The sequence below is a fragment of the Bacteroides sp. genome, assembly GCF_052357945.1.
Classification (GTDB): domain Bacteria; phylum Bacteroidota; class Bacteroidia; order Bacteroidales; family Bacteroidaceae; genus Bacteroides.
Map to the genome: position 1 here is coordinate 1 of NZ_DAWCXD010000261.1, position 3,522 is coordinate 3,522.

General features: G+C 45.0%; 3 protein-coding genes. 1 reads left to right on the forward strand and 2 read right to left on the reverse strand.

Features of this window, described 5'->3' with window-relative positions; translation table 11 throughout:
- The first annotated feature begins 243 nt into the window (after positions 1 to 243).
- Entirely contained in the window at positions 244 to 1,092 is an 849-nt protein-coding gene (gene prmA / locus ACT8YW_RS22490; protein ID WP_221646281.1) for a 50S ribosomal protein L11 methyltransferase, read from the forward strand.
- A gap of 226 nt (positions 1,093 to 1,318) precedes the next feature.
- On the opposite strand, the gene ACT8YW_RS22495 is transcribed toward prmA, so the two are convergent.
- Together ACT8YW_RS22495 and ACT8YW_RS22500 are read right to left on the reverse strand one after the other, a co-directional pair.
- The gene (locus ACT8YW_RS22495) at positions 1,319 to 1,825 is read right to left on the reverse strand and encodes a flavodoxin (RefSeq protein WP_004314967.1); all 507 of its coding nucleotides are present in this window, start codon (positions 1,823 to 1,825) and stop codon (positions 1,319 to 1,321) included.
- Positions 1,826 to 1,837: 12 nt separating this feature from the next.
- Positions 1,838 to 3,522, reverse strand: a 1,685-nt coding sequence (locus ACT8YW_RS22500) for an alpha-ketoacid dehydrogenase subunit alpha/beta (RefSeq protein WP_444107205.1), incomplete at its 5' end; no start/stop codon positions are given.

Below are 3,522 nucleotides of genomic sequence, written 5' to 3' on the forward strand. Positions count from 1 at the left end.
ATAAACAATCTTTTTCATATCATCTCGGTTTATGTAATTACTTAAACTTATTCACGTTACAAAGATAAGGAAGAGATTTTTCGTCCGGGGGAGATTTTCCCCAAAGGATAATAGGGAAATCCCTATTTCTAACTATCTTTGTAGAAGATACAACGCTCACCGGCATAAAGTTCAGGCAAACTTGACTTTCTATACCCGGATTGCTGTATCTTTGCACATTATTCACCAGCATTAAAAACAACTATGAAGTATTTTGAGTTCACATTCCGCACCCAGCCTTGTACCGAAACCGTCAATGACGTACTGGCTGCCATACTGGGTGAAGTCGGATTTGAAAGTTTTGTTGAGTGTGAAGGCGGACTGACCGCATATATCCAACAGACATTGTGTGATGAAAACGCCATCAAGATTGCCATCAACGAGTTCCCCCTACCCGATACGGATATTACTTATACATATACCGAAGCGGAAGACAAGGACTGGAACGAGGAATGGGAAAAGAATTTCTTCCAACCCATCATTATCGGAAACCGATGTGTGATCCACAGCACTTTCCACCAAGATGTCCCCAAAGCGGAATATGACATCGTCATCAATCCTCAAATGGCCTTCGGAACAGGACACCACGAAACTACCAGCCTCATCATTGAAGAATTATTGGACAGCGAACTGAAAGATAAATCCCTGCTCGATATGGGCTGCGGAACTTCGATTCTTGCCATCCTCGCACGTATGCGGGGCGCACGCCCCTGTACAGCCATCGACATTGATGAATGGTGCGTACGAAACTCCATCGAAAACATCGAATTGAACCACGTAGACGATATTGCCGTATCAGAAGGAGATGCCTCGTCGCTTGCAGGAAAAGGACCTTTCGACGTTATCATCGCCAACATCAACCGGAATATATTACTAAATGATATGAAGCAATATGTTGCCTGTATGCATACGAATTCCGAACTCTACATGAGTGGATTTTATATAGACGACATTGCCGCCATCCGCGAAGAAGCGGAGAAGAACGGACTGACTTTCGTTCATTATAAAGAGAAGAATCGTTGGGCAGAAGTGAAATTTATTTATAAAGGATAAGAGCCAACAAATATCTTTAAAAGAGAAAGCTCCCTTATCATTAAGAGATATAAGGAAGCAAGCAAAAATCGCAGTCGATATACGCTATAAACAAGCGTAAGACTCCAGATTAATGCAGAAAAAATATAGTGACGGTATACGCTTGGAATAGTGACGCTATCCATAGCATATACCGTCACTATTTGCATTGGATAGCGTCACTATCTTATAAAGAGAAATAAAGTCGTTACGCGAACTCTTTTTTGACCTGTTGGCACCATGCTTTGATTTTCTTTTCCGCCTGTTCGGACTGATTATCCAAATCGACAACCAACCCGCACCACTGCTCACCACGTAAAGCCTTAGAACGTTCGAAAGTGTAACCTTCGGAAGAAGTAAAACCGACCAAGGTAGCCTCATCCCCTTCAAAGACTTCTGCCAGCAAACCGATTCCATCCGCAAAATTCTCCGGATAGCGTATCTGATCTCCCAAACCGAAGATAGCAACCTTCTTACCTTTCAATTTCATTGTCCGGAGTTCCGGCAACAGTTCGTCCCAATAAGTAGGAAGTTCCCCGTCAAACCAAGTGGAAGCACCCACAATGAAGCAGTCATAAGCTGCAAAATCATTCTGCCAGGCCTGCTCGATAGGCACTACTTCTATCTTGTCTTCACCAAACTCTTTCTGTATTTTCTCTGCCACCCAACTCGTTCTTTCGGCTTTGGTAGCATAAAACAAACCTATCTTTTTCATAATTCTTCTCTTTTAATATTCCAATAATTTCCGTGCAGCTTCGTATATCTTAGCTTCGTCCGGCAAAATTTCTTTTTCCAGTATCGGATTGAAACCGACGGGAGTAAACGTAGAACCGATACGCTGCACCGGTCCGTCGAGATAACGGAACATTTCCTCACCAATCATTGCTGCAAGCTCCGCACCAAAACCGGAGAATACTTTATCTTCATGTACAACCAATGTTTTGCTGGTCTTCTTGACCGATTCAAAGATTGCCTCTTTATCCAGCGGAATCAGAGAACGAATATCGATCACTTCTACTTTCCAACCACCCTCTTTCTCCAATCGTTCGGCGGCATGCAGACAGAAATGGGTCGTATTTCCGTATGTGATAATACTCAAATCCGTACCCTCACGGCGGATACGTGCTTTTCCGAAAGGTACTTCAAAGTCTTCCGGCACCACAGTGGCGGCTTCTACCGAATTATACAATGCTTTCGGTTCAAGAAACAAAGTAAATCCCTTAGAGCGCATACTAGTACGTAACAATCCGGCTGCATCATCGGCAAAAGAAGGGCAGACAATTCGTGCTCCCGGCAATGTAGTCAAAGCTCCTTCTATATTTTGAGAGTGATACAACCCTCCACCAATATAACCTCCAGAAGCCAACCGCAGCGTTATATTCGGGGCAAACTTACCATTGCTGCGCCAATACTCATGCGTACATTCTACATATTGTTCTACGGCAGGCCAGAAGTAATCGGCAAACTCCGCTCCCTCTATCACGACATGGATTTTAGGATCAAAGCGGCTCATTCCGTTGGCGGTGCCTACAATATAATCTTCGGCAATCGGCGCACTGAACACACGGGCTTCGCCGAATTCCTGCTGCATCCCTTTGGTGACATTAAACACACCGCCTTTCTCTCTGTTTGCTACGTCCTGTCCCCAGATAAACGTATCGGGATTATAGCGGAATTCGGCTTTCAATGTTTCGTTAATGGCATTTACCAGGAAGGTCTTTTCGCCCTCTGCTTCATGAGTACCTTCTTTGTACTTCTGGGGTTGATAAGGTTCGGGCATCACAAAATCGTAGATGCTCTTAGGATCAGGATCGGGAGCAGCCAACGCTTTTCGGTTGGCAGCCGACAGTTCTTTCTTTGCGTCAGCTTCGATCTGTTGCAACTCTTCCTCTGTCAGGCGTTTGTAGCGCAGCAACATCCGGCGGAATTTCATTAGCGGATCGGCATCTTTTACGTATTCCAGTTCGTTCTCATCCCGGTACAGGGTATGTTTATCCGAGTTGGAATGGGAACCGATACGAACACAGTTGGCCTGCACAATCACCGGGTTACGGGTTTCCCTTGCATATTCGTGAGCTTCGGTCATGGCATTCATCGAGTCGAACACATCTTTTCCATTGCAATAGATGATCTTCAGGTTCTTGAAACCGGAGAAGTTCTCGGCAACTTTGCGGTTGGCTGTCTGTTCCGATTTAGGGACAGAGATACCATATCCGTTGTCCTGTATCACAAAAATGACAGGAAGACGTTCAAGGCTGGCGCCATTGATAGCCTCATATACAAAGCCTTCGGAAGTGGCAGATTCTCCGTGAGAAGTAATGGCGACTCCTTTATGTCCATAATATACCATCGCCCGCGCCACACCTGCCGCATGAAGGTCGTGTGTACCCGTTGCAGAAGAAATGTTTTCGA